The 19,220-nt window shown below is 69.4% G+C and carries 14 protein-coding genes and 1 pseudogene; 2 read left to right on the forward strand and 13 right to left on the reverse strand.

Features of this window, described 5'->3' with window-relative positions; all coding sequences use genetic code 11:
* Positions 1 to 67 precede the first annotated feature (67 nt).
* Both M8R19_RS14870 and mifR read left to right on the forward strand, forming a co-directional pair.
* Positions 68 to 1,825: a sensor histidine kinase gene (locus M8R19_RS14870; RefSeq protein ID WP_074980589.1), complete on the forward strand. Its 1,758-nt coding sequence runs from the start codon at positions 68 to 70 to the stop codon at positions 1,823 to 1,825.
* Positions 1,822 to 3,156, forward strand: a complete 1,335-nt coding sequence (gene mifR / locus M8R19_RS14875) for a two-component system response regulator MifR (RefSeq protein ID WP_043269838.1) — start codon at positions 1,822 to 1,824, stop codon at positions 3,154 to 3,156. The genes M8R19_RS14870 and mifR overlap by 4 nt, the downstream gene beginning before the upstream one ends.
* 116 nt (positions 3,157 to 3,272) lie before the next feature.
* On the opposite strand, the gene M8R19_RS14880 is transcribed toward mifR, so the two are convergent.
* The 13 genes and pseudogenes from M8R19_RS14880 to M8R19_RS14940 all read right to left on the reverse strand — a co-directional run bounded on the left by M8R19_RS14880 (position 3,273) and on the right by M8R19_RS14940 (position 19,217).
* Positions 3,273 to 4,616 carry an APC family permease gene (locus tag M8R19_RS14880; RefSeq protein WP_249918170.1) on the reverse strand — a complete coding sequence of 448 codons (1,344 nt, stop codon included), beginning with the start codon at positions 4,614 to 4,616 and terminating at the stop codon, positions 3,273 to 3,275.
* 77 nt (positions 4,617 to 4,693) lie between these two features.
* Positions 4,694 to 5,437, reverse strand: coding sequence for an N-formylglutamate amidohydrolase (locus M8R19_RS14885; protein WP_249918171.1), 744 nt, complete (start codon positions 5,435 to 5,437; stop codon positions 4,694 to 4,696).
* The gene (locus M8R19_RS14890; protein ID WP_249918172.1) at positions 5,421 to 6,752 is read right to left on the reverse strand and encodes a glutamine synthetase family protein; all 1,332 of its coding nucleotides are present in this window, start codon (positions 6,750 to 6,752) and stop codon (positions 5,421 to 5,423) included. The genes M8R19_RS14885 and M8R19_RS14890 overlap by 17 nt, the downstream gene beginning before the upstream one ends.
* A 14-nt stretch (positions 6,753 to 6,766) precedes the next feature.
* Complete coding sequence (locus M8R19_RS14895) at positions 6,767 to 7,408, reverse strand: cysteine hydrolase family protein (RefSeq protein WP_249918173.1); 642 nt, start codon at positions 7,406 to 7,408, stop codon at positions 6,767 to 6,769.
* 2 nt (positions 7,409 to 7,410) lie between these two features.
* Positions 7,411 to 8,268 carry a MurR/RpiR family transcriptional regulator gene (locus M8R19_RS14900; protein ID WP_043269847.1) on the reverse strand — a complete coding sequence of 286 codons (858 nt, stop codon included), beginning with the start codon at positions 8,266 to 8,268 and terminating at the stop codon, positions 7,411 to 7,413.
* A 522-nt stretch (positions 8,269 to 8,790) separates the two neighbouring features.
* Positions 8,791 to 8,991 carry a hypothetical protein gene (locus M8R19_RS14905; protein WP_009614826.1) on the reverse strand — a complete coding sequence of 67 codons (201 nt, stop codon included), beginning with the start codon at positions 8,989 to 8,991 and terminating at the stop codon, positions 8,791 to 8,793.
* Positions 8,992 to 9,112: 121 nt separating this feature from the next.
* On the reverse strand, positions 9,113 to 10,048 hold the full coding sequence (locus M8R19_RS14910) for a LysR family transcriptional regulator (RefSeq protein WP_249918174.1): 936 nt from the start codon (positions 10,046 to 10,048) through the stop codon (positions 9,113 to 9,115).
* 386 nt (positions 10,049 to 10,434) lie between these two features.
* The gene (locus tag M8R19_RS14915; protein ID WP_249918175.1) at positions 10,435 to 11,607 is read right to left on the reverse strand and encodes an IS4 family transposase; all 1,173 of its coding nucleotides are present in this window, start codon (positions 11,605 to 11,607) and stop codon (positions 10,435 to 10,437) included.
* A gap of 151 nt (positions 11,608 to 11,758) precedes the next feature.
* Positions 11,759 to 12,463, reverse strand: a complete 705-nt coding sequence (locus M8R19_RS14920) for an NAD(P)H-dependent oxidoreductase (protein ID WP_249918176.1) — start codon at positions 12,461 to 12,463, stop codon at positions 11,759 to 11,761.
* Positions 12,464 to 12,663: 200 nt separating this feature from the next.
* Positions 12,664 to 14,082: an aldehyde dehydrogenase family protein gene (locus M8R19_RS14925; protein ID WP_249918177.1), complete on the reverse strand. Its 1,419-nt coding sequence runs from the start codon at positions 14,080 to 14,082 to the stop codon at positions 12,664 to 12,666.
* Positions 14,075 to 15,265, reverse strand: a complete 1,191-nt coding sequence (locus M8R19_RS14930) for a pyridoxal phosphate-dependent aminotransferase (protein WP_074980581.1) — start codon at positions 15,263 to 15,265, stop codon at positions 14,075 to 14,077. Before M8R19_RS14930 ends, M8R19_RS14925 begins: the two co-directional genes overlap by 8 nt.
* A gap of 54 nt (positions 15,266 to 15,319) precedes the next feature.
* A pseudogene (locus tag M8R19_RS14935) lies at positions 15,320 to 16,994 on the reverse strand (5-guanidino-2-oxopentanoate decarboxylase); the annotation flags it as partial.
* 132 nt (positions 16,995 to 17,126) lie between these two features.
* Entirely contained in the window at positions 17,127 to 19,217 is a 2,091-nt protein-coding gene (locus M8R19_RS14940) for an acetate--CoA ligase family protein (protein ID WP_249918178.1), read from the reverse strand.
* Positions 19,218 to 19,220: the final 3 nt, after the last annotated feature.

The following is a 19,220-nucleotide window of genomic DNA, read 5'->3' on the forward strand; positions in this document are numbered from 1 at the left end:
CCGCGGCCGCGCCGGACCAGTGCCCGGACGTGCTATGGTCGCGCTCCGCCAACCCGCACCGAGCGCCATGAGCCCGAGCCGTCCCCTGCGCCTGATCCTCGCCAGCCTGCTGGTGCTGGCCGGCCTGCTGCTGTCGGTGTACTGGGCCGGGGAGAAGGCGCGGCACCGCTCGCTGCTCGCCGAGGCCGAGGCGGCCCACGAGCAGCTGGGGCTGTACGTCAGCTCGCTGCGCACCCTGCTGGAACGCTACCGCAGCCTGCCGGCGGTGCTGGCCCTGGACCCGGAACTGCGCCAGGCCCTGGCCGGCCCGGTCGCGGGTGAACTGCAGCGGGCGCTGAACCTGAAGCTGGAGCGGATCAACGCCGCGGCGCGCTCCTCCACCCTGGAACTGCTCGACCGCGACGGCCTGGCCGTGGCCGCCAGCAACTGGCGCCTGCCGACCAGCTACGTCGGCCACAACTACGCCTTCCGCCCCTACTTCCGCCAGACCATCGCCCAGGGCACCGGGCGCTTCTACGCGGTGGGCGTGACCACCGGCATCCCCGGCTACTTCCTGGCCAACGCGGTGCGCGACGAGGCCGGGCGCTTCCTCGGCGCCATCGTGGTCAAGCTGGAGTTCCCCGACCTGGAACAGCAGTGGAGCCAGACCCCCGACCTGGTGCTGGTCAGCGACACCAAGGGCATCGTCTTCCTCGCCAACCACCCCGGCTGGCGCTACCGCGAGCTGCAGCCGCTGGACACTTTCGCCCGCCTGGAACTGGCGCAGACCCGCCAGTACGACCGCCAGCCGCTGAGCCCGCTGCGGCACCGCACCCTGCAGCCGCTGGGCGAGGACAGCCGCCTGGTGCGCGTCGGCGCCAAGGACGATGAAACCGACTACCTCTGGCAATCCCTGAGCCTGCCCGACGACGACTGGACCCTGCACCTGCTGCGCGACGCCCGCGGCGTGCAGAGCGACGTCGCCACCGCGCGCCTGGCCGCCGCCGGGGCCTGGCTGACGCTGGTGTTCCTGGCCCTGCTGCTGCAACAGCGCTGGCGCATCGCCCGCCTGCGCCAGCGCAGCCGCGAGGAACTGGAGCAACTGGTGGAACAGCGCACCGCCGCCCTGAAAACCGCCCAGGACGGCCTGGTGCAGGCCGCCAAGCTGGCGGCCCTGGGGCAGATGTCGGCGGCCCTGGCCCATGAGATCAACCAGCCGCTGACCGCCCAGCGCATGCACCTGGCCAGCGTGCGCTTGCTGCTGGACGCCGGGCGCAGCGACGAGGCGCGCGCCGCGCTGGCGCGCCTGGACGACCTGCTGGAACGCATGGCCGCGCTGACCGGCCACCTGAAGACCTTCGCCCGCAAGACCCCCGGCGGCCTGCGCGAACGCATCGAACTGGGCCACGTGCTGGACCAGGCCCTGCAATTGCTGACGCCGCGCATCCGCGCCGAGCAGGTGGAGATCAGCCAGGTGCTCAGCGTGCCGGCCTGGGTGCTGGGCGACGCCATCCGCCTGGAGCAGGTGCTGGTCAACCTGCTGCGCAACGCCCTGGACGCAGTGGCCGGCGCCGAGCGCCCGCACATCGGGGTGGCGCTGCGTCGCGAGGACCCGTACTGGATTCTGGAAGTCGCCGACAACGGCGCGGGCATCGCCGCCGAGCACCTGGGCAACGTCTTCGATCCCTTCTTCACCACCAAGCCGGTGGGCGAGGGACTCGGCCTGGGACTGGCGGTATCCTACGGCATCGTCCACGAACTCGGCGGCCGCCTCGAGGCCGCCAACCGTCCCGAAGGCGGCGCGCTGTTCCGCCTGGTGCTGCCCGCCGCGAGCGAAGAGACATGACCGAACACGTGATTTTCGTCGATGACGAAGCCGCCATCCGCGAAGCCGTGCAGCAGTGGCTGCAGCTGTCCGGCTTCACGGTGCGCCTGTGCAAGAGCGCCGAGGAGTGCCTGAAGAACCTGGAGCGCGGCTTCGCCGGCGTGGTGATCAGCGACGTGCGCATGCCCGGCACGGACGGCCTGGCCCTGCTCGAACGCCTGCAGCAGCTGGACCGCGACCTGCCGGTGATCATGGTCACCGGCCACGGCGACGTGCCCATGGCGGTGCAGGCCATGCGCGACGGCGCCTACGACTTCATCGAGAAGCCCTTCACCCCCGAGCGCCTGCTGGACAGCCTGCGCCGCGCCCTGGAAAAGCGCCGCCTGGTGCTGGAGAACCGCCAGTTGCGTGAACAGGCCACACTCAAGGACCAGGTGGAGTCGCGCCTGCTCGGCGTGTCGAAGCCGATGGAAGCCCTGCGCCGCCAGGTGCTGGCCCTGGCCGGCACGCCGGTGAACGTGCTGATCCGCGGCGAGACCGGCGCCGGCAAGGAGCTGGTCGCCCGCTGCCTGCACGACTTCGGCCCGCGCGCCGACAAGCCCTTCGTCGCGCTGAACTGCGCGGCCATCCCCGAGCAGCTGTTCGAGAGCGAGCTGTTCGGCCACGAGAGCGGCGCCTTCACCGGCGCCCAGGGCAAGCGCATCGGCAAGCTGGAGCACGCCAACGGCGGCAGCCTGTTCCTCGACGAGATCGAGAGCATGCCGCTGGCCCAGCAGGTCAAGCTGCTGCGCGTGCTTCAGGAGCAGCAGCTGGAGCGCCTGGGCTCGAACCAGAGCATCCGCGTCGACCTGCGGGTGATCGCCGCGACCAAGCCGGACCTGCTGGAAGAGGCCCGCGCCGGGCGTTTCCGCGAAGACCTGGTGTACCGCCTGAACGTCGCCGAGCTGCGCCTGCCGCCACTGCGCGAAAGGCGCGAGGACATCCCGCTGCTGTTCGAGCATTTCGCCCAGTTGGCCAGCGAGAAGCTCGGCCGTGAAGCGCCGCCGCTGAGCACCGCGGAACTGGCGCGGCTACTGGCCCACGACTGGCCGGGCAACGTGCGCGAACTGGCCAACGCCGCCGAACGCCACGTGCTCGGCCTGGACCGCGCGGCGCAACTGGAAGCGCCGGCCGGCAGCGGCCTGTTCGAACGCATGGAAGCCTACGAGGCCGAATGCATCCGCCAGGCCCTGAGCCAGTGCAAGGGCGACATCAAGGCGGTGATGGAACTGCTCGGCCTGCCGCGCCGCACCCTCAACGAGAAGATGCAGCGGCATGGGTTGAGCCGGGGGGAGTTTCGCGGGGAGGGTTGAGCGCCTATGCGCAAGCCCGGAGGGGCGTTGCGGCCTGGTGAGGCGCTCGCGAACCGCATGGCACCGCGTTTGTTCGCGGGCAAGCTCGCTCCTACGAGAAGCCATGCTCGCAGCGATCACAACCCTGTTGCCAGCTCGCCGGCCTTGCCGCGCTTGTGCAGCACCGCCAGGTACACCAGGCCCACGGCGATCCAGGCCAGGCCCAGGTACTGGGCGTCGGCGCTCATGCTGACCAGCACGTAGCCGATGATCGCCAGGCCCACCAGCGGGCACAGCAGGTGGCGCACCACCTTGCCGCTCTTCTGGCGGATGAAGTAGTGGTTGATCACCGCCAGGTGCAGCAGGCAGAAGCCGGTGAGCGCGCCGAAGTTGACCAGCGAGGTGAGCACGTCCGGCGCGTCGAGGAAGGCCACGCCGATGCCCAGCGACAGCACCGCCACCAGGTACAGGCTGACGTGGGGCGTCTGATAGCGCGTGTGCACCTTGGCCAGCACCCGCGGCAGCTTGCCGTCGCGGGCCATGGAGTAGAGCAGCCGCGACACCGCCGCCTGGGAGGTGATCGACACCGTCACGCCCCAGGCCAACGCCGTGGCCACCGCGGTCAGGGTGGACAGCCACTTGCCACCGGCGGCCTCGGCTATCTCGTAGAAGGCGGTGTCGGCCGACTGGAAGGTCATGCCGGCGGCCAGGTCGGTGGCCAGCCAGGTCTGCAGGACGAAGATGCCGCCCATGACGAACAGCGCGATCAGCGAGGCGCGGCCGATCTGCTTGGCCGGGTCGCCCTTGACCTCCTCGGCGAGGGTGGAGATGGCGTCGAAGCCGAGGAACGACAGCACGGCGATGGACACCGCCTTCATCACCAGGCCGAGGTCGAAGTGCTCCGGCTGGTACAGCGGCGCCAGGGTCAGCCGGCCGCTGCCCATGCCACCTTCCAGGGCGTGATAGCCGACCACCAGGAAGATCGCCAGGACGATCATCTCGGCGATCAGGAACAGCAGGTTGAAGCGCGCGGCGAAGGTGATGCCGCGCAGGTTCACCAGGGTCGCCGAGACCAGGAAGGCGAGCATCCACACCAGCTTCGGCACTTCCGGGAACAGGTGGTTGAGCGCCAGCGCGCTGAACACGTAGAGCAGCGGCGGGATCAGCAGGTAGTCCAGCAGCAGCACCCAGCCGGCGAGGAAGCCGACGTGCGGGTGGATGCCGCGCTGGGCATAGGAGTAGACCGAGCCGGCGATGGGGAAGGCGCGGGCCATGGCGCCGTAGCTCAGGGCGGTGAAGAGCATCGCCAGCATGCCCACCAGGTAGGCCATGGGCACCATACCCTGGGAGTCGGCGTGGACCCAGCCATACACGCCGAAGGGCGCGATGGGGATCATGAAGATCATCCCGTAGACGACCAGGTCGGTCAGGGAAAGACTGCGGCGGAGCTGTTGCTGGTAGCCAAACTGTTCGATGGCCATGGGGGAGTCCTCTCGATTCGGCAGCTTTGTCGTTGTTGTCTGCGCCGCGAGTGCGACGGCGTTTCTTGTTCCGGGGCTTACAGCCAGGGCGCCAGGCGCTCGGCCCAGGCCTGGACGGCGGCGGCTTCGCGCAGCCCGTCGTTGCGGATTTCCAGGAGCACGGCGTCGAGGCCGCGCTCGTCGCCGTGCACCGGCACGGTCATGTCCTCGGCCGGGTCGATGTCGTAGGGCTGGTTGGCGCCGATCTCGCCGCCGCCCTGGCGCAGGCCGTCGACTATCCGCCGCGCATAGCCTTCGGCGCGGCCGTAGAGCACGCCGGCGATCCACGGCCGCGGCACGCCGCGGTAGCTCGGGGTGAAGCTGTGCACGCCGACGATGCGCGTCGGCTGCCCGGCCGCCTGGCGCTGGTCGATCAGCTCGGCCAGGGCTCGGTGGAAGGGCTCGAACAGGCGCGCCTGGCGTTCACGGCGGTTCGCCTCGCCCAGCCCCAGGTTGCCGGGGATGGGGTAGACCTCGCTGTGCTCGGGGATGCTGTCCGGCGCCGCCAGCGGGCGGTTCAGGTCGATCAGCAGGCGCGAGTAGCCGGCCGCCAGCAGCGGCGCGTCGAGGCGCTCGGCCAGGGCCTCGGCCAGGGCCAGGGCGCCGATGTCCCAGGCGATGTGCTCCTGCGCCGCGGCGTCGTCGAGGCCGAGCTGCGCCAGCTCCGCCGGCATATAGCGGCTGGCGTGCTCGCAGACCAGCAGCACCGGGCTGCGCCCCTGCGGGTTGAGCAGGCGGAACGGCGGCTCGCGGTAGATCCCGCTTTCAGTAGAGGCTGGCATAGCGTTGGCACACCTGGTCGTCGGTGAGGTCGCGGGTCAGCGCCAGTTCCTGGCGCTTCATGGCGAAGTAGGTCTGCAGCAGCGCCGGCGGCAGCTGGGCGCAGAGCGTGTGATCGTCCATCAGCAGTTGCAGGGCTTCTTCCAGCGAGCCGGGCAGCGCGCGGATGCCCAGGGCCTCGCGCTCGGCGGCGCTCAGCGAGTCCGGGTCGACGTCGGTGACCGCGCTCAATGCCAGGCGCTCCTGCAGGCCCAGGCGGCCGGCGATGAGCACCGCGGCCATGGCCAGGTGCGGCGAGGCGGTGGCGTCCATCGGGCGGAATTCCAGGTTGAACTGGCGCGCCAGCGGCTTGCCGCCGAGGCTCACCACCGGGCAGATGCGCAGCGCCGCCTCGCGGTTGCGCAGGCCAAGGCAGGCGTAGGCGGCGCTCCAGTGGTGCGGCTTCAGGCGCAGGTAGGAAACGACCGTCGGCGCACTCAGCGCGCACAGCGCCGGCAGGTGGCGCAGCACGCCGGCGGCCCAGTGGCGCGCGGTCTGCGAGAGGTTGTCCGGCTGCTCGGCATCGTAGAACAGCGGGGCGCCGTCGAGGCTCTGCAGGCTCAGGTGCAGGTGCACGCCGTTGGTGACTTCGCCCGGTGCGCGCAGCGGCGAGAAGCAGGAGCCCAGGCCCATCTGCCGGGCGATCTCGCGGGTCAGCTCACGCACGTTCACCGCGCGGTCGGCGGCGGCCACGCCCTGGGTCGGGCGGCAGGTCACCTCGTACTGCAGGCGGCCGTATTCGGGCAGGAACATCTCCGGTTCGGCGCCGGCCTGCTCCAGCGCGGCCATCAGCCAGCCCGGGAAGTTGCCGGCGGCGCGCTGGGCCTGCAGCGAGAAGGCGCCGCCCGGGCCCTCGGGCAGGCCGAGCAGGGTGAATTCGTGTTCGAAGGCGGCGGTGACCTGCAGGCCCAGCTCGCGGTAGCGGGCGATCTCCTCGCGCAGCAGGGTGCGCGGGCACACCGGCCAGGGCGTGCCGTCGGTCTCCACCAGGTCGCCGTGGTAGTAGTCCAACGGCGGCGCCAGCGGGTCCGGGCCCTGCTCCAGGTACAGGCGCGCCTGGGGGTCGGGCAGCAGGCGCAGGTCGCCGTGGCTGCCCCAGGGGTTGTCGTCGGCGATGATGTCCTGCGGCGTCAGCGCGCTGTTCGCCGGCACCCAGCCGCAGCCGCTGGCCAGTTGCTCGGCGACCGCGGCGGCCGGCAGCGAGCGGCCGCGGGTGACGCCGGCGAGGTCGGTGGTGACGAAGCTGCTCAGGTGCAGCGGCCCGGTGGCTTGGCTCATGGCGTGCTCCGCGGTCAGGCGAGGTCGGCGATACGCGCCAGCACCGCGTCGGTGTCGGCGATCCAGCAATAGCCCTTGATGGCTTCCAGGCAGGCCTGGTGGCGCTCGGCGGTGTGGGTGGCGCAGGCGTCCTCGACCAGGGTCACCAGGTAGCCGCGGTCGGCGGCGTCGCGCACGGCCATGTCCACGCACTGGTCGGTGACCACGCCGCAGACGATCAGATGACGCACGTCGAGGTTGCGCAGCACGTAGTCGATGGCGGTGGAGTTGAAGACCCCGGACGAGGTCTTGGGCAGCACGATCTCGTTCTCGGCCGGCGCCAGCGCATCGATCACCTGGGCGTCGGGGTGGCCCTTGGGCAGGTGCATGTCCGACAGCTTGTGGTCCAGGGAGCGGTCGCGGCCGTCGGCGGTGAGGCTTTCGATGATGGTGTGCAGCACGTTCTGCCCGGCGCCGCGCATGGCCGCCAGCAGGCGCTGCTGGTTGGGGATGACCTGGTTCTGCACGCGCTCATAGAAGTAGCGGGCCTTGTCCGCGTCGACGTGGGCGTCGCGGCCGGGGATGACCCAGGCGTTCTGCATGTCGACGAAGAGGATGGCGGTTTCGCCGCGGCGGTACGGCAGGTCGCGGGGCGACGGGTGGGGCAGGCTGAACATGGTCATTCCTCGAGCAGGTGGGCGTTGAACGCGGCGCGCAGTTGGTCGATGCCGTCCAGGCGTTCGTCGAGCTGGCTGTCGCTGCGCGCTACCAGGCTGGCGATGAGCGCCTCGACCTGGGCCATGGCCGGCACCAGCGAGTCGAACGGCGAGGGAGATTCCACCGGCGCGCTGACGATCAGGTCGGCCAGCTCGCGCAGCGGCGAGGCGTAGATGTCGGTGAACAGCACCACCCGCGCGCCGCGGGCCTTGGCGGTCTGCGCGACGAGCTGGGCCTGGGCCTGGTAGCGGCGGTAGTCGAACAGCACCAGCAGCGACTGGCGGTCCATGTCGTGCAGCAGGTCGGGCAGCGCCATGCCGTCGTCCAGCCACAGGCAGCCGCCGCGCAGCAGGCGCAGGTGGGTGACCAGGTAGCCGGCGAGGAAGCGGCTGAAGCGCCCACCGTGGCAGAACAGGCGCAGGCGCGGGTCGAGCAGCCAGTCGCCGAGCAGGCGGATGTCATCGGCGCGGGTCAGGTTCAGGGTGTGCTGCAGCTTGTCCGAGGCGTCGGCCAGGTAGCTCGACCAGGGGTCGTCATGCTCCATGCGCTCGCGGCGTTCGGCGAGCAGGGTGCGCGGCGAGCGCAGGCGGTCGTCCACCTCGATCAGCAGGGCGTCCTGGAACTCGCCGTAGCCGGCGAAGCCGAGCTTCTTCACCAGGCGCAGGATGGTCGGGTCGCTGACCCCCGCCTGCCGCGCCAGGCGCGCCATGGGGCCCAGGCCCAGGCGCGGGTAGTCGTCGAGCAGGGCACGCAGCACCTTGCGTTCGGCCGGCGTCAGGGCGACGTCCGGCGCGGCCAGGCGGTCTTTGAGGCTGGACATGGCAGCTCCCTTGGAGGTTGTGCCTGGTCTTGTAGTGAATATTTCAAAGTATTGCAAATACTTTGTTTATGTTCGATTCACTACATTTACGCTGCGCCGACAACCCGGCCGCTCTAGGGCGGGCCGTTGGGCAGGAAGGTTTTTTCCGGGCAAAAAAACGGCCGCTGAGTGCAGCGGCCGGAAAGAAGACGTCGATTGGAGCAATCGGATATCGGCGTCGGGAAGCAAGGCCAGTCGGCGTTGGAGGAACCGGCTGGCGTGAGGGGCGGAAGTTCGCAGTCACCGCCCCTCGGTGACACATCAGGCTGATCGTGTCGGGCCTGCCGGGAGAGCCCGGCAGATAAAGGCAAGTCTATTGACCTATCTATTTCCGATAAAGCGCGAAGACGGCGAAAGACTTTTTCAGAAAATGAAAGAATGGCCGCCCCCGCCGGGATAAAAAAACGCCGCATTTCGTATGCGGCGCAAGGCATTGGGAATACCGGCTCACGCTCCGGGCTTCCCGGGGGAAAGTAACGCCAATCAGGAATCGGCGTTGGACTGGGCAGCGGCCTTGCCGGCGGTACGCTCGGCGTCGGAGGCCTGCTGGGCAGCGGCGATGGCGGCCTCGTTGGCTTTCACCATCTTGTCGGTCATCAGTCGGGACTCTTCGGCGAAGCTCAGTTGCACGAAGGACAGCGAGCAAACGGACAGCAGGGCAGCAACAACAAGTTTACGGGACATGATTTTCGAACCTTTGATTGGCCCCGCTCAGTGGGGGCGATGCAAAGGTTACGACTCGGTGACAGGCGGAAAAATAGCCGGCGCACCAATAAACCATTGCCTAAAAAGCAACAATCCGTTTTCAGGCCCAGTGCGCGGGATCGTTCATCACCTGCTCGTCGGCATCGAACACCTTGGGCAGTTCTTCCTTGAGGAACTCCACCCAGGTGCGGATCTTGGCGTCGAGGAAGCGCCGCGACGGGTAGAGCGCGAAGATCTGCCGCCCGTGCAGGCTGCGCTCGGGCAGCACGCGCACCAGCTCACCCTGGCGCAGCGCCGGCGCGGCCACGTAGCTGGGCAGCAGGCAGATGCCCATGCCGGCGCGAGCGGCCCCGGCCAGGGCCTCGGCGACGTTGACCATGAAGGTGTCGCGCGGGCGGATCACGCTCGCCTCGTTGTCTTCCTCGAAGGCCCAGCCTTCCGGGAAGGTCGGGTCCTGCAGGCGCAGGCAGCGGTGCTCGCGCAGGTCCTCGATGGCGCGCGGGGTGCCGCGCTCGGCCAGGTAGCCGGGGCTGGCGCAGAGCACGCTGTAGATGCTGCCGAGGGTCTGGGCGACGTATTCGGAGTCGGGCAACTCGCGGTCGCGGGTGATGACCACGTCCTGGCCTTCCTCGAGGATGTCCGGCTGGCGCTGGGCCAGGGTCAGCTCGATGTAGACCTCGGGGTGCTGCTGGCAGTAGCGCGAGATCAGCGGGATGAGATGCTGCTGGCCGAGCCCGGTCAGCGAGTGCACCCGCAGCCGGCCGCGCGGGCGCAGGTGCGCGCCGTTGGCCTCGGCCTCGGCTTCCTCGACGTCGAGGAGGATTTCCCGGCAGCGCTGCAGGTAGCGCTCGCCGGTCTCGGTCAGCGCCAGGCGCCGCGTGGTGCGGTGCAACAGCCGTGCCTGCAGGAAGGCCTCCAGGTCCGAGACCACGCGGGAGACCTGGGCGGTCGACAGGCCCAGGGCATTGGCGGCGGCGGTGAAGCTGCCGGCATCGACCACGCGGGCGAAGACCCGCATCGCATGTAAAGTGTCCACTGTTGCCCCGTCTGCAAAACTGAATCGCAGTATAGGGTCATTTTCCCGCGACAGTTGCCGGGTATAGTGGCAACCAGGTCGCTGCAGCAGCGATGGGTCCATCAGGCCCATCGTCTGGCACCCGGCACACCAGCCGCTTGCCAACACTCCCCCGCGCATACCCCGCTGCAGCGGCTGCCCTTTTCCTCCAAAGGCGCACGTCTTGATTGATGTGCGCCTTTTTTCGTTCGGGGTGAGTGCATCGAACCGTAGGAGCGAGCTTGCTCGCGAACCCTGGAGCGCCGCTTCCCTATCCCGTCATCCCCGCGAACGCGGGGAACCAGCGACTTCCACCGCGAACATCAGCCACTGGGTTCCCGCGTTCGCGCACTGCTGTCCGGCACGCCTCATGCTATTAACAGCTGCCCCTGACGCAGGTTGATTTCGCGCATTCGCTCCTGTCGTCGTCGGTAACGTTCGGCCTCTAGACCAGGGCGCTGAAACAACGTCGCCTGCACCTCCACCATCAACATCCACAGGCTCTGCTGCGTTCCCGTTCTGCGTTGGTAAAGACTCAGCAGCAAATAGCTGATCAGCGCACAGAGAATCTGGATGCGCACGGCATTCTCGCTACGGCCCAGGAAACGCCTGACCTTCAGGTGTTGCTTGATCCATTTGAAAAACAGCTCGATCCGCCAGCGATCCCGGTAGCGCTCGGCGATTTCTGCCGCCGGGCTACTCAGGTCGTTGGTCGCCAGGCTCAGAGGCGGCTCATCGCCTGGGCGGTTCACCAGGATCCGCCGCAGGGGCTGGGTGTAGTGATTACGCCGCCGGCCACCTGGGTTGCGGTTGGAGAAACTCACCTCTTCGTCTCGCAGGATCGTTTCCCGGTCTTGCTGGGGGATCTCGCGCTGAGCCAGGACCTTGAGCTGCACATTGGACTTGAATCGTGTGACGAAGCGGGCCTTCTGGGCATCCAGGCTCGCCCACCAGTTGAAGTCGTAATAACCCTTGTCAAACACGTAGGTGGCCTGCGGTTCGATGTTCAGCCTCCTGCCTTCATCAACGTCGTTGACGTTGGCTGCGCTGAAGCTGCAGTGCACGGGCGCAGCCGCCTGCTCGGCATACAGCACATGGACTTTCAGCCCCTGGGAGCGGGTTCGATTGGACAGCGTCCATTCGTCGAAGCCAGGGCCCTTGAGGGGGATCGTGGTGGAATCCAGCAGGTACAGCAGTTCTTTCCCGTCACGGCGTAACTGCCGGCAGACGCCCGCCATCAGGTAGTGCGCTGCCTGGGCGAAGACCTCGGTATTACGGCGTTCGTTGGCGTCGGCCAGGGTGGAACGTCGGATCGGGCCCGTACCCAAGTGATAGTGCTGATGGGGATGGCTGTTGAAGCGGGTTTCAAGCGCTCGCAGGCTGCTCACGCCGGCCAGTTGGGCATACACCATGGCGACCAGGTGATCCCAGCAGCCAAAGCGCTTGCTGTGCTTGTCAGCGTTTTGTTCGGCGACCAGTCGATCGAAGACGCCGCGAGGCAGCGCTTTTAGAACATCGTGAAAACGGCTTATCCTGAACATCTTGCGGGGCTGTGAGGTTGAGTTGGCGCTCAACGGTTTAACCCGTGCCTTCAGCCCCCGCAAGCCCTCCAGACTTTCCCCGATAAATATTCCGGACAGTAGTGCGCGTTCGCGGGAATGACGAGGTTTCAGTACGGTGCCGACGCGCCGTTCAGCGCGGCAGCGGGTAGAGGCGTTCGTCGAACTGTTCCAGGCGCGGGAATTCCAGGGGCTGGTCCTGATCCAGATGCTGCAGGCGGTCCTGGTACTGGCGCAGGAAGTCCTGGCGCGCGTCGTTGCTGATGTAGGGCACGTGCCAGGCGACGAAGGGCGGCAGGACGGTCATGCCGGTGTAGGCCAGGGTGCCGCGCAGGATCGGCCGCAGCATGTCTTCCAGCGGGCCGTGGATGGCGCCTTCGCCGAACATGTGGTCGCGCCCGCCGAGGGTCACCGTCACCAGCGCCTTCTTGCCGGCCAGGCCGCCCTGGTCGTAGAAGCGCTTGCCGCCGTAGCAGATGCCCGAGACCAGCACGCGGTCGAACCAGCCCTTGAGGATGGCCGGGGCGGAGAACCAGTAGATCGGGAAGTTGAAGATCACCAGGTCCGCCCAGAGCAGCTTGTCCAGCTCGGCCTGGATGTCGGCGGCGATGGTCTGGTGCTTGGCGCCTTCGCGCTGTTCCAGGGCGTAGACCAGGTAGTCCGGATTGGCGCGGGCGCCGAAGTCGGCGGCGCTGGCCACCGGGTTCCAGTTCATCGCGTAGAGGTCGGAGACCTGTACTTCGTGGCCCTGGCCCATGAGGGTTTCCTCGGCCAGTTGGTAGAGCGCGGTGCTGAAGGACTGGGGTTCGTTGTGGGCGTGGATGATCAGTACGTTCATGTGGATTCCTGGCTAGAAAAGCGCTACTTGGCGGATTGGCGTACTGGCTCAGCACCCTCTCCCCAGCCCTCTCCCTGAAGGGAGAGGGGGCGTTCGTGTTCATCCTGCAGCGCCCTCTCCCGCCGGTAGCACCGAAGCGCTTTTGCCCCCTCTCCCGCTTGCGGGAGAGGGCTGGGGAGAGGGCGCTCTTCAGACGGTGCTCAGAGTTGAATGGCCTTGTGTTCGACGAACTCCGCCAAACCCTCCTCGCCCCACTCACGGCCGTTGCCGGACTGCTTGTAGCCGCCGAAGGGCGCGCGGTAGTTGAACGCGCCGCCGTTGACGAAGCATTGGCCGGCGCGCATCTGCCGGGCGAGGCGCAGGCCATCCTCGCGCTCGCCGGCCCAGACCGCGCTGGACAGGCCGAACGGCGAGTCGTTGGCGATCTGCAGCGCTTCGGCCTCGTCGGCATACGGGATCAGGCACAGCACCGGGCCGAAGATTTCCTCGCGGGCGATGCGCATCGAATTGTTCACGTCGGCGAACAGCGTCGGCTGCACGTAGTGGCCGCGCTCCAGGCCGAAGGGCCGTTCCGCGCCGCCGCAGAGCAGGCGGGCGCCCTCCTCCTGGCCGATGCGGATGTAATCCAGCACGGTACGGCGCTGGCCGGCCGAGCACATCGGGCCGAGGAAGCTGTCGGCGTCGAGCGGGTCGCCCAGCTTCAGCGCCTCGGTCTCGGCGCGGGCGATCTCCAGCGCCTCGGCGTAGCGGCTGGCCGGCAGCAGCATGCGCGTCAGCGCGGTGCAAGTCTGCCCGGAGTTGATCATCACGTCCTGCACGCCGTGGCGCACGGCGGCCGCCAGGTCGGCGTCGGCTGTGATCAGGAACGGCGACTTGCCGCCCAGCTCCAGGCACACGCGCTTGACCGTCGGCGCCGCCGCTTCGGAAACGCGGATGCCCGCCGTGGTCGAGCCGGTGAACGAGACCATGTCCACGTCCGGATGCCACGCCAGCGCCTCGCCGACTTTCGAGCCGGGGCCGCTGACCAGGTTGAAGACGCCGGCCGGCAGGCCGATGGCGTCGATCATCTCGGCCAGCAGGAAGGCGTGCAGCGGGGTGTCCTGGCTCGGCTTGACCACCACCGTGCAGCCGGCGGCCAGGGCCGGGGCGAGCTTGCCGATGAGCTGGTGCAGCGGGTAGTTCCAGGGGTTGATGAAGGCGCACACGCCCACCGCTTCCTTCACCACCAGCGAGTTGCCGACCTCGCGCACCTCGTCCATGTGCGCGGCCAGCGGGGCGTAGCTTTCCAGGCCCTCGATCGGTCCGTCGACCTGGACCATGCGGCACCACTGCACCGGCATGCCCAGCTCGGCGGTGATCAGCGCGGCCATCTCGTCGGCGCGCGCCCGCAGCTGCTCGGCCAGGGCGCGGATGTAGCCGGCGCGCACGCTGGAAGGTGTTTGCGACCAGGCCGGGAAGGCGCGCCGCGCGGCTTCCACCGCGCGGTTCACGTCGGCCTCGGCGCCCAGCGGCACGCGGCCGATGGTCTGTTCCGTGGCCGGGTTCTGCACCTCGGCCAGGCCCTGCCCTTGCGGCGCTACCCAGGCGCCGTCGATGTACAGCTGCAGGCGGTCATGCATAGCGCTTCTCCTTGAGCAGTTCGGCGGCGCACAGGGCAATGCGTCGGCAGGCTTCGCGCAGCGGCTCGGCGCCGAGCACCAGGCCCAGGCGGATGTGCCCGGCGGCGCTGGGGCCGAAGGCTTCGCCGGCCAGCACCGAGACGCCGTGGCGGTCCAGCAGCAGGTCGGCGAAGTCCTGGGCGGAGAGGCCGGTGGGGCGGATGTCGACCATCACGAACATGCCGCCGTCCGGGCGCAGCGCGCGCAGGCCGACGCAATCGGCGAGGCAGTCGAGCACCAGGTCGCGGCGCTGGCGGTAGGCCTCGCGCATGGCTTCCAGCTCCGGCAGCTGGGCTTCCAGCGCGGTGCAGGCGGCGTCCTGGACGAAGTCCGGCGAGCCGTAGAGCATGCACAACGCGAGGTTTTCCAGGTGGCCGCAGAGCGCCGGCGGGCCGACTACCCAGCCCACCCGCCAGCCGGTCATGGCGTGGGACTTGGACAGGCTGTTGAGGGTCGCGGTGCGCTCGGCCATGCCCGGCAGGCTGGCCGGGCTGATGTGCTCACCGTCGAAGATCAGTTCGCTGTAGACCTCGTCGGAAATCATCCACAGGTCGTGTTCGATGCACAGCTCGGCCAGCGCCTCCCAGGTAGCGCGCGGCAGGCTGGCGCCGGAGGGGTTGTGCGGGCTGTTGATGGCGATGGCGCGGGTACGCGGCGTGACCAGCTTCGCCACGTCCTCGGCCTGCACGCGGAAGCCGTGCTCGGAGCGCACCGACACCGGCACCACCTTGGCCCCGCAGGCGCCGAACACCGCCTCGTAGGTGACATACATCGGCTCGGCGACTATCACCTCGTCGCCCGGGTTGAGCACGCACTGCGCCACGGCGTAGAGCGCGCACTGCGCGCCGGCCAGCACCACGACGTCGTTCGCGTCCACCGCCTGGCCGCTGCGTTGCGTGTGGCGGCGGGCGATGGCCTCGCGCAGGTTGCGCTTGCCGCGCACGTCGGAATAGTGGGTGTTGCCGGCCAGCAGGCTGTCGATGGCCGACTGCACGATGGGCGCCGGGGTGTCGAAGTCGGGGTCGCCCACAGACAGCAGCAGAATGTCGTCGCCCTGCTCCAGGCGCGCCAGGGCGCGGTAGTGGATGTCCCAGGCGGCCGCGCCGTCGCCGGCGATGCGTTGGGTGAGGTTCGAGAAGCGCATGACGGGGAGTCCTTCAATGCGCCGGGGCCTGCGCCCCGGCGGGTGCAACGGGGCCTACTTCGCGCAGGCGTGTTTCAGCTCGATCAGGGTCACGCCGGGGTGGGCGAAGCCTTCGCGCAGGTCGCGCTCCAGCTCGTCCAGGCTCTGCGGCTGGCGCATCTCGCAGCCGTAGGCGCGGCCGAGCAGGGCGAAGTCCGGGTTGCGCGGCAGCACGCCGACCGGCTCGATATCCAGGCCGAGCATGTCGTCGCGGATCTGCCCGAGGGCGTCGTTGTTCCACAGCACCACCACCAGCGGGCTGTCCAGCTCCTCGGTGGCAGTGGCCAGTTCCTGCGCGGTGTAGAGGAAGCCGCCGTCGCCCACCAGCACCAGGCCGGGGCGCTCCGGCGCGCCGAACTTGGCGCCGATGCCGGCCGGCACGCCGTAGCCGAGGGTGCCGTAGCCGGTGGGGTGCAGCCAGCCGCGCGGCGCCTGACTGGGGTACAGGTAGTTGGCGGTGTAGGCCAGCTGGGTCATGTCGCTGGCGATGAAGGCGTTGGCCGGCAGCGCCTTGGCGATGCGTTCGAGGATCGCCTTGTGGATAAGCTGCAGCGGCGCGTGGCTGGCATCGAGTTGCTGGCGCAGCTGGGCGACGCGGTCGATGGCGCTGCCGGCGTCGCGCTTGGCGACCGGCAGCGCGGCGAGCAGCGCTTCTGCGGTGGCTTTCGAATCGCCCAGCAGGGCCACGGCGCTGGGGTAGAAGTCGTTGAACTTGCGCGAGTCGAGGTCGACGCGGATCAGTTCGCCGTTCAGCGGCAGGCGCTCGCGCCAGTAGTCGGTGTCGGCCATCTCGGTGCCGATGGCCAGCACCACGTCGGCCTCGGCGATCATGTCCCAGCCGGCCTGGGTGCACAGAGTGGCGCCGGCGGACAGCGGCGCTTCCGGGGCCAGCAGGCCCTTGCCGGCGACGCTGGTGAACAGCGGCGCGGCCAGGCGCTCGCTGAGCGCGGCCAGGGCGTCGGCGGCATGCAGCGCGCCGCCGCCGGCGATGATCATCGGCCGCTTGGCCGCGGCGAGTTTATCCACAGCCTGGCGCAGCGCGGCGGCGGCGGGCTGGCCACGGCCGGCGCGGCGCACCACTTCGTGGGTCCAGTCGCGGGCGATGGGCGCGGCGAGCACGTCCAGCGGCACCGAGATGTGCACCGGGCGCGGACGCTCGCTGTCGAACACGGCGTAGGCGCGGGCGATCAGCTCGGGCAGGTCTTCCGGGGTCAAGGCAACCGCCGAGAACGCGGTGATCGGCGCGGTCATGGCGCGCTGGTCCTGGGTCTCGTGCAGGCAGCCCCAGCCCTTGCCCAGGCTGGCGGTGTGGTTGACGCTGGAGATCACCAGCAGCGGGATGGAATCGGCGTAGGCCTGGCCGATGGCGGTGGCGGCGTTGGTCACCCCCGGGCCGGTGATGATGAAGGCCACGCCGGGCTTGCCGCTGACGCGGGCGTAGCCGTCGGCCATGAAGCCGGCGCCCTGCTCGTGGCGCGTCAGCACGTGGCGGATGCCGCTGCCGGGCAGGCCGCGGTACAGCTCCAGGGTGTGCACGCCGGGGATGCCGAACACGGTGTCGACGCCGTAGTTGGCCAGCAGGCGGACCAGGGCCTGGCCGCCGGTGAGGGTCTTCTGTTGTTGCATGGGCAAATCCTCGTCTGTCCGGCGACGTGTGTGATCGCCGTTCGCGCCGTAGCGCTCTTGCCCCCTCTCCCGCTTGCGGGAGAGGGCTGGGGAGAGGGGCTCTTCGCCGGCCACATCGGTGCGTCGGCCCGCCACCCTCTCCCCCAGCCCCTCTCCCTGAAGGGAGAGGGGAGCGTTCGTGTTCCCCTTCAGGTCCTCAGGCGTCGGCCAGCCGTATGAGCGCATCCACCGCCACGGCGCCTTCGGCGTTGACCAGCAGCGGGTTGACGTCCAGTTCCAGCAGGCTGTCGGCGTGCTCGCATGCGTAGTCGGCGACCGCGCGGATGGCGTCCACCAGCTTGTCCATGTCCACCGCCGGGCGGCCGCGGAAGCCGCTGAGCAGCGGTGCGCTGCGCAGGCCCAGGAGGGCGTCGCGGATCGCCGCGTCGGTGGTCGGCAGCAGCAGGCTGCGGCTGTCCTTGAGCAGCTCGACGAGGATGCCGCCGGCGCCCAGCACCAGGGCCAGGCCGAAGCCGACCTCGCGCTTGATGCCGACGATCAGCTCGGCCAGCGGCGGGCTGGCCATGCGTTCCAGCAGCACTTGCTCGAACTTCAGCTGCGGTGCGTGCTTCGCCAGGTTCTCGCGCATGTCGAACAGCGCCGCTTCCAGGGCCGCTTCGTTGCGCAGGTTGAGCGCCACGCCGCCGGCCTCGGTCTTGTGCGGCAACTCGGCGCTGACTGCCTTGAGCACCAGCGGGTAGCCCAGGTCGGCAGCGGCTTCGCGGGCCTGGCCGGGGGTGCTGAGCACGGCGGCCGGCAGCGGCAGGCCGAAGGGTTTCAGTGCCTGCTTGGATTGCCACTCGTCGAGCAGCCGGCCCTGGCCGTCGATGGCCTGCGGGCACAGCGGCACCAGTGCCGCCTCGCCGCGCGCCAGCAGTACGTCGCGGCGCTGGCGGTAGTGGGCGATGCGGCCCCAGGCGGCCAGGCCGTCTTCCACACCCTGCAACGCCGCCACGCCGTGGCCGTGCAGCAGTTCGCGGGCGTGGGCCGGCAGCAGTTCGGGCAGCGCCGAGGCGATGAAGCCGACCTTGTCGTGGCGCTTCAGCGCTGCGCAATACAGTTCCAGCAACAGGTCGCACTGCGGGCGTTCGCCGGTTTCCTCGCCGGGGTAGTCGAGCACCAGCAGAGCCGCGTCGGCCGGCGTGCGCAGGGCGCTGTCGAGCATCCGCTCCAGCGCCGGGCCGTCGCCCCAGATGGCGGTGGTGAAGTCCAGCGGGTTGGCGATGTTGGCGTAGTCCGGCAGCACCTGGGCCAGTTCGGCGCGCTGCGCGTCGACCAGCTTGGGCAGCGGCAGGCCGTTGCGTTCGGCGTAGTCGGCGATCAGCCCGGCGTCGCCGCCGGAGCAGGCCAGCGCGGCCAGGCTCGGGCCAGCCGGCAGGTTGCCGCAGGCGGCGGCCTTGAGGGTTTCGATGAAGCTCACCGGGCCGCTGACGCGGATCACCCCGAGGCGGTCGAAGAGCGCGTCGTACAGCGCGTCGGAGCCAGCCAGCGAGCTGGTGTGGCTGAGTGCCAGTTCCGCGCCGATCTGCGACACGCCGGTCTTCAGCGCGATCACCGGGATGCCCTTCTGCAGCGCCTTGTAGGCGGCGCGGGCGAAGCCGGGGACGTTCTTCAGGCCTTCCAGGTGCAGGCCGATGGCGGTGACGCGCGGCTCGTCGAGCAGCACGTCCATCAGCTCGGCCACGCCCAGCTGCGCCTGGTTGCCCACCGAGGCCATGTAGGCGATGGGCAGCGAGCGGTCGCTCATCGACAGGTTGTAGGCGAAGTTGCCGCTCTGCGTCAGCACCGCCACGCCCTTCTCGACGATGTGCCCGCCGTGGGCCACCGGCCACAGCGCGGCGCCGTGCAGGTAGTCGAGCAGGCCGTAGCAGTTGGGCCCGAGCAGGGCCATGTCGCCGGCCACATCGAGCAGGCGCTGTTGCAGGGCCTGGCCTTCGGCGCCGGTTTCGGCGAAGCCGGAGGCGTAGCAGATGGCGCCGCCGGCGCCCTTGGCGGCCAGCTCGGCGACCGCGTTCAGGGTCAGGTCGCGGTTGGTGGCGACGAACACCGCGTCGGGGCCTTCGGGCAGCTCGGCGATGCTGCGCACGCAGGGCACGCCTTCCAGCTCGTCGTATTGCGGGTTGACCAGCCACAGCGGCCCGGCGAAGCCGCCCTCGGCGCAACGCTTGAGCGCGCGGGCCATGCTGCGGCCGCCGATGAAGGCCAGGTGACGGGGCGCCAGCAGGCGCTTGAGGTTTTCGCGTTGCATGGT

This window comes from Pseudomonas sp. R3.Fl (genome assembly GCF_023516765.1).
Classification (GTDB): domain Bacteria; phylum Pseudomonadota; class Gammaproteobacteria; order Pseudomonadales; family Pseudomonadaceae; genus Pseudomonas; species Pseudomonas citronellolis.

Coding starts and splice junctions, on each gene's coding strand:
- M8R19_RS14870 (WP_074980589.1), top strand. CDS start 68: ATGAGCCCGAGCCGTCCCCTGCGCCTGATCCTCGCCAGCCTGCTGGTG.
- mifR (WP_043269838.1), top strand. CDS start 1,822: ATGACCGAACACGTGATTTTCGTCGATGACGAAGCCGCCATCCGCGAA.
- M8R19_RS14880 (WP_249918170.1), bottom strand. CDS start 4,616: ATGGCCATCGAACAGTTTGGCTACCAGCAACAGCTCCGCCGCAGTCTT.
- M8R19_RS14885 (WP_249918171.1), bottom strand. CDS start 5,437: ATGCCAGCCTCTACTGAAAGCGGGATCTACCGCGAGCCGCCGTTCCGC.
- M8R19_RS14890 (WP_249918172.1), bottom strand. CDS start 6,752: ATGAGCCAAGCCACCGGGCCGCTGCACCTGAGCAGCTTCGTCACCACC.
- M8R19_RS14895 (WP_249918173.1), bottom strand. CDS start 7,408: ATGTTCAGCCTGCCCCACCCGTCGCCCCGCGACCTGCCGTACCGCCGC.
- M8R19_RS14900 (WP_043269847.1), bottom strand. CDS start 8,268: ATGTCCAGCCTCAAAGACCGCCTGGCCGCGCCGGACGTCGCCCTGACG.
- M8R19_RS14905 (WP_009614826.1), bottom strand. CDS start 8,991: ATGTCCCGTAAACTTGTTGTTGCTGCCCTGCTGTCCGTTTGCTCGCTG.
- M8R19_RS14915 (WP_249918175.1), bottom strand. CDS start 11,607: ATGTTCAGGATAAGCCGTTTTCACGATGTTCTAAAAGCGCTGCCTCGC.
- M8R19_RS14920 (WP_249918176.1), bottom strand. CDS start 12,463: ATGAACGTACTGATCATCCACGCCCACAACGAACCCCAGTCCTTCAGC.
- M8R19_RS14925 (WP_249918177.1), bottom strand. CDS start 14,082: ATGCATGACCGCCTGCAGCTGTACATCGACGGCGCCTGGGTAGCGCCG.
- M8R19_RS14930 (WP_074980581.1), bottom strand. CDS start 15,265: ATGCGCTTCTCGAACCTCACCCAACGCATCGCCGGCGACGGCGCGGCC.
- M8R19_RS14940 (WP_249918178.1), bottom strand. CDS start 19,217: ATGCAACGCGAAAACCTCAAGCGCCTGCTGGCGCCCCGTCACCTGGCC.